At 56.3% G+C, this 5995-nt stretch carries 3 protein-coding genes and 2 pseudogenes; all 5 read left to right on the top strand.

Annotated features, from left to right (window positions below; genetic code table 11):
• Nucleotides 1-596, top strand: a pseudogene (locus LPH68_RS25295) (hypothetical protein); the annotation flags it as partial.
• Nucleotides 597-609: 13 nt separating this feature from the next.
• A complete protein-coding gene (locus LPH68_RS25290; protein WP_230297218.1) occupies nt 610-897 on the top strand; it encodes a hypothetical protein in 288 nt (95 codons plus the stop codon).
• On the top strand, nt 894-1613 hold the full coding sequence (locus LPH68_RS25285) for a hypothetical protein (RefSeq protein WP_338150690.1): 720 nt from the start codon (nt 894-896) through the stop codon (nt 1611-1613). Before LPH68_RS25290 ends, LPH68_RS25285 begins: the two co-directional genes overlap by 4 nt.
• A gap of 2 nt (nt 1614-1615) precedes the next feature.
• Nucleotides 1616-1792, top strand: a complete 177-nt coding sequence (locus tag LPH68_RS25280; RefSeq protein ID WP_230297216.1) for an MFS transporter — start codon at nt 1616-1618, stop codon at nt 1790-1792.
• 22 nt (nt 1793-1814) lie between these two features.
• Nucleotides 1815-5995 (top strand): annotated as a pseudogene (locus LPH68_RS25275) (hypothetical protein); the annotation flags it as partial.

Below are 5995 nucleotides of genomic sequence, written 5' to 3'. Positions count from 1 at the left end.
CCATTTATGATGATTTTTTCCGTGTCGGCGGCAGCAAAGGATATGTGATGTTCGGTGATGATGTGATACCGTCTTCTTCGGGAGGAGCTTTTACCGCTGCCGGCCGTATCGTGAATTCAGCCCCCAATATTTACGGGAATTACGGCTTCGACCAGGCGAACTACGGGCTGTTCATAGATGTTACCGGCGGTACGAAGAACTACGGTATCTGCAGCAACGCGGCATTGCTCGCCCCTGCGTTCATCAACACGAAAGCCAAGCTGCTTACTTTCGGAAGTGGAAACTACACGGTCGATTTCTCGCAGCATAACATCATTCTGATGTACTACAACAATCCCAATTACGGCAGGGTTGAGGTCACGTTACCTGCGGAGAGTTCCGTCGCGTCACAGTTCGGGCTCCGCAATCTTCCGTCGGACTTTGCCGCAGTGGTTACATTCAGGGTCAGGCCGGGGTCGAAGAACATCATACTGAAGGGCATCTACAACCACAATGAAGGTATGCAGGACTACGAGATGGCCTCCGGGGACTCCGTGATGGTACTCATTACCAAGGCGGACGGTTTCCGTTACCAGATATTGAATCATTCATCCTAAAAAACGATCAAATATGAAAAAGCTAGATTTCAGGAATTTCAGCGTCCCCACCGGGATAGCCCGTCAGACGAGGGAAGTTTTCGATGCACGTGAGCAGATAGCCGATTTGCTGTATACGCGTGTCAGCGGCATCAAGGCCCACCGGCTTGCGTTCAAGATTTTCGAGAGTACCGGCGAGACCGAGTTCAGTGATGAGGAAACCGGAATGATACGCATGGCGGTGGAACGCTATTGTCTTCCCAATGTGATAGATGCCCTGAACGAAATTCTGGGCGGGTCAGAAACCGATAAAAACGAATGATTATGGCAGAAATGACACAAGAAGAACTGGTTCAGGAAGTGCTGGACCGTGTGCTCCAGAGTTCGACCGGTGTGGAGGACCTGGAAACCGTCACCTCGCTGAGCGGTGTGAAATCACTGCCCGGCGAGAAAGACGGCAAGATGGTGAACGTACCCCTGGAACTGATTGGGAAACCTGCGAGCGATGCCGCCGCCCGTGCCGAGGCTGCCGCCAAGAAGGCGGAAGGGGCTGTAGCCGGACTGGAGGAAAAGACGCAGGCCGCCACGGAAGCCGCTGCCAAGGCCAACGAAGCGGCAACCAAGGCAGAAAATGCCGCAGTCAAGGTGGAACAGACCACGACAGCAGCCATCGGCGGGGCTACCGCACGCTTTTCCTCATGGATGGAGACCGGGAACGTTTTACCTGACAAGTGTACCAAGCCGGGCGGCAGCGTGGTGTATGTGGCCGGTGCCGGGAAATTCGCCTACCACATGGACTCCACCCTGTACGGGGACTGGGACGTGGCGGGTGTGCCCCCTGCCGGCATGTTCATGAATGCGGACCGGACAGCCATATTGCCGGACAAGCTTTACCTGCTGGGTGATGCCGTATATGCCGGAACGGGAGGCAGCCTGAGACTGCTGGCCTACCGGCATGAGGTAATGAGTGAGGGAGCCTATGAGGCATTGCAGGACAAGGATGCGAATACGCTGTATCTGATTTATGAGGAGGAGTGACGATGATAACAGTAGGCGGTAAGGAAATAACGGCTGTATATGTCGGTAAACGTGCCCTATCGGCCGTCTATGCCGGAGCGAGGCTGGTGTGGTCTGCCATAAGCAGCTGTTTCGGCAGCGGGTTCTGGAGAGGCGACAAGCCGTGGAGCCGGACCGACGGGTGGCGAAGAAACAAATGAATAATGACTAAAGCGATATATTATGGCAAAGAAGGTATATGACCAGGACGGGCTGGACATGCAGCATACGGACTGGAGCGGTGACACCGCAACCGGCGGGCTGCCCGTAAGCGGCCGACTTGTAGAAAACTACGTGAAGAGCATCGACGACAAGGCCACGCCTACCGAGGAACTGGTGAGCGGGGAAACGAAAGCCCCTACATCCGGAGCGGTGTTCGATGCGCTGGTTGGCACGGTAACGGACGTGGATGTGCAGGACAGCGAGGACGGCACCCAGTACGTGATGACCGTGAAACAGAAAGATAACAAGGGCGGTGAAAGTTCGAAGGAGGTGCGCTTTTCAAAGTACACCGACGACGACAAGGTGGTGGTGAACATTGACCTGACTGACAGCAGCGGTGCGGGGCTTCCCCCACAGCAGTACCTGGCACTCGGTACCGGGTTCGTGGTAAAATATGCGGTAAGCGTCGGTACTGCCGGTGGTGCGGAGGTTGACGGTTACAGCGACCTGAAGGCGAAAGTGGTTGTTAAACGCGGCTCCACGGTGATTACCGAATTCCAGGATGCGGAGTTTGCGGGTGTTACCGCCGGGCAGGGTTATACCTTTGACGCATCGCCCTACCTGAAGGATGCCACGACCTATACGGTGCAGGTTGAAGCGCAGTGTACCTACCAGGGCGGCACGCTGATGAAAACCGCCACAGCCCGGGTAACAATGGTGGCTATGGAATTAAGTACCACTTATTCGGTGGGTAACGGACTGGCCGACGGGGGATATAAAAATGATGTGAACATTCCATTCACAGCCAAGGGTACGAGCGGTGAGAAGAACATCTATTACCGTATCAACGGCGGGCAGCCCTATACCCTCGGCCTTTCGGCCGGAAGCGGTGTGCAGCAGAAGAACGTGACCATCCCGCTGACGCAGATGCAGGAAGGTACGAACGTGGTGGAAGCCTATGCCCTGCACGAGAACTCCGGTGTGACAAGCGAGGTTCATTACCTGACCCTGCTGAAGGCCGGAGCAGGTGTGACGGCCTATGCCGGCATGATGTTCAGCCACCGGGCTTCCGGATTCCAGCGCGACTGGAAACATCCGGAGCTGGAGGCCGAGCAGTTCACTGCCTGGAACTTCACGTATGCCGGCTACGAGCGTGATGCGTACACGGCACGTGTGAAGGTGATGAATGGGGACAGCGTTGTGAAGGAAGACCTGCTCCAACGCGGTGAGACCGGCAGCTACGGACGGACGAACGTGAACGTGGAACCGCTGGACTACCGTGTGTCGTGCGGCGATGCCGTGCTTGAGGTGCAGGTGAACACGACATCGCACCCCGACATTGAAGCCACCCTGGCACCGGATGCCGTGTGCACGTTCGATGCCTTCGGGCGAAGCAACACGGAGAACAACCCGGCCAGCTGGGTGAGCGGTGACAAGCGCATGGAGTTCCGGGACGTGCTGTGGAGCGTGAACGAATTCGGAGCCGGAAGCGGCTGGCACAAGGACCGCCTGCTGCTGGCCGGCGGTGCGGGCATGACCTTGACGGCTGACGGCGGTTACCGTCCCTTCAACGAGGCGGAGAAGCCCGAAGGGTTTGCCATCCGTGATGTGGGCATGACGCTGGAGATAGAATACAGCACGGCCAACGTGACGGACACGAACGCGGAGCTGATCACCTGTCTGGGACAGCTGGACAACGGGAACCGGTACGGGCTGATTGTGACCCCGGAAGAGGCCAAGTTCCTGACCGGTGTGGTGACCGAGGCGATGGATGCCGGACAGGTGCTGCGCTATGAGGACTCGGTGGGTACGAAGTTCCAGCCTGGCACGAACATCCGCATTACCTACGTGTTCTATCCCAATGTGCAGACGAACGAACAGCGGACGCTCATCGGTTTCTATGTGAACGGTGAGGAATCGGCTGCCTCGAAGTGGCTGGACAAGGTGAACTTCAATATCCAAAGCCAGCTGGAGTTCAAGTCGGCGGGTGCCGACCTGAACGTGAAGAGCGTGCGCATCTATAACAAGGCGCTGACCTCGGACGAGGTGCTGAATAACTACATCGTGGACCGCAACCACCTGGAGGATGCCGACGGGGAACCGGGCGTGCGCTCGCTGGACGAGGACAACCGCGTGCTGAACGAAGGAGACACGGTAAGCATGGAGAAGCTGATGGGGCTGATGAAGAAGCGCCGGAACTCGATCCTGGTACTGATAGGCACGGGCAGCGTGGGCAGTGAGGTTCCGAGCGAGAGCGACACGCTGAACGTGGTGGATGCACTGGCCCAGCTGAACGACAAGAAGGCCAACAAACTGGTAAGGGAGGTCCGTTTCTATAACGGAGAGGACAGGACGCTTGACTTTATCCTTACCAACGTATATGTCCGTATTCAGGGTACTTCTTCCGTGAACTATGCCAGAAAGAACTTCCGTTTCTACTTCCAGAAGACGGCAAGCGGCCGGACGGTTACATTGAGCTACGGGGAGATTGACGGAAACGGCAGGCAGAAGAATCCGGTGGTAACTACCGGCAAGAAAAATCTCTTCAAGTTGCGCAGGAACTCCGTAGGCGCGAAGCTGGCATGTTCCAAATGCGACTTCTCGGACTCGTCCATGACCACCAATACCGGAGGTGCGAAGCTTATCAATGACGGACTGAAAGAGATGGGGCTGCTTACTCCTGCCCAGCGTTACGCCAAAGACCATGGGCTGGAGGATGATTACCGTTCGGCCATCGACGGCCTGCCGTGCGACCTGTTCGTAGCGAAGAGTGCCGACGAAGACCTGACCTATTACGGCCAGTACAACATGAACAACGAGAAGAGCGACAGCTACCCCATCTTCGGGCAGGATGAGACCATCGGCGGCGAGAAATGGGGCGAGGGCGACACGCTGAACTATCTGGAAGCCGACGAGGAAGGACACAAGCAGTACCTGCCCGTCTGCTTCGAGACGCTGAACAACTCCAATCCGCTGTGCCTGTTCCACTGGTTGCCGAGTACCGAACCGGAGCATAAGGATTTCATGGATTACAACTTTGACGGAGGACTGGAGTTCAACCACCCGAAAGACACCTTTTGGACAGACGGCGGAGGGGATGCAGAGGAAGAACCGAATCTGGATGAGCATTTAGGCAAGGATGACGTATATGACAAGATGTACAAGGCCACCGACCGCATGATGAGTTTCGTCTACCGGTGCGTAAAGGAAACGCCTGCGGGCAGGAACATGGTTTACAGCACGGAATCCCATTCGTTCGAGGGGGTGGACTATGAGGACGACGGTGACAAGTTCCCTACCGCCAAATGGCAGAGCGAAACGTTCAGGAAAGAGGCCGGGAAGTATTTCGACCTTCCCCACCTGATTGCCTACTATCTGTACGTGCAGTTCAACCTCGGCGTGGACCAGCTTGCGAAGAACATGCTTATCCGCACATGGGACGGTGTGAAGTGGTCGATTGACTATTATGACGGCGACTGCCAGTTGGGTTCTGACAACAAGTCGTTCCTGACCGGGAAGTATGACGACAACCGCCAGACGAAGCGCGACGGTGCCTACGTGATGCAGGGACACAACTCGTGGCTGTGGAACCTCATCGTGGCCAACTGCTGGGACATGATTGTGGAGATTATGGTGGGCGGATGGAACGGGGGCGCAAGCTTCATGAGCGCCTTCAGCATCCAGAAGGCCGTTGACCATTTTGACACCGAACAGATGAAGAAGTGGTGCTCGCGCCTGTACAACAAGTCCGGTATCTTCAAATACATCTACCCGTTCCTGAACGAAATGCCGGTGGGTGCGGACGGCGCGAAACAGACCTACCCGCAGATCTACGGTCTGAAGGGATCGTTGAAAGCACACCGGAACTACTTCATCCAACGTCGCTACGATTTAAAACAGGTGGAATACGGCTATGTATCCACGCTTGGCGCCCAGTTCTACCAGAGTACGGCATCGCTGGACAAGGCCTACACGCTGAAACCGATGCAGTACCGTCTGACCATTCCGTACCGTGTGCAGCTTTCCACCAGCAACGGCGTGCAGGCCGACAGCGGCGTGGTGGATGCGGACGTTCTCCACTCGTTGCAGCTGACCCGTGCCTTCGGTGAGAACGACCCGATGAAGATTATCGGTGCAGCCAAAATCAAGGAGCTGGTATGGCACGAGGATGCGTTCGCAATCGGCTTCAACTTCGGTCTGCT

The organism is Bacteroides sp. 1_1_30 (assembly GCF_020982715.1).
GTDB lineage: Bacteria > Bacteroidota > Bacteroidia > Bacteroidales > Bacteroidaceae > Bacteroides > Bacteroides xylanisolvens.
The sequence above is the reverse complement of the archived record's forward strand: the minus strand, read 5'-3'. Positions and strand labels throughout refer to the sequence as shown.

Bases quoted from the DNA above. Each gene is read 5' to 3' on its own strand.
- LPH68_RS25285 (WP_338150690.1), top strand. From the start codon at position 894: ATGATTATGGCAGAAATGACACAAGAAGAACTGGTTCAGGAAGTGCTG.
- LPH68_RS25290 (WP_230297218.1), top strand. From the start codon at position 610: ATGAAAAAGCTAGATTTCAGGAATTTCAGCGTCCCCACCGGGATAGCC.
- LPH68_RS25280 (WP_230297216.1), top strand. From the start codon at position 1,616: ATGATAACAGTAGGCGGTAAGGAAATAACGGCTGTATATGTCGGTAAA.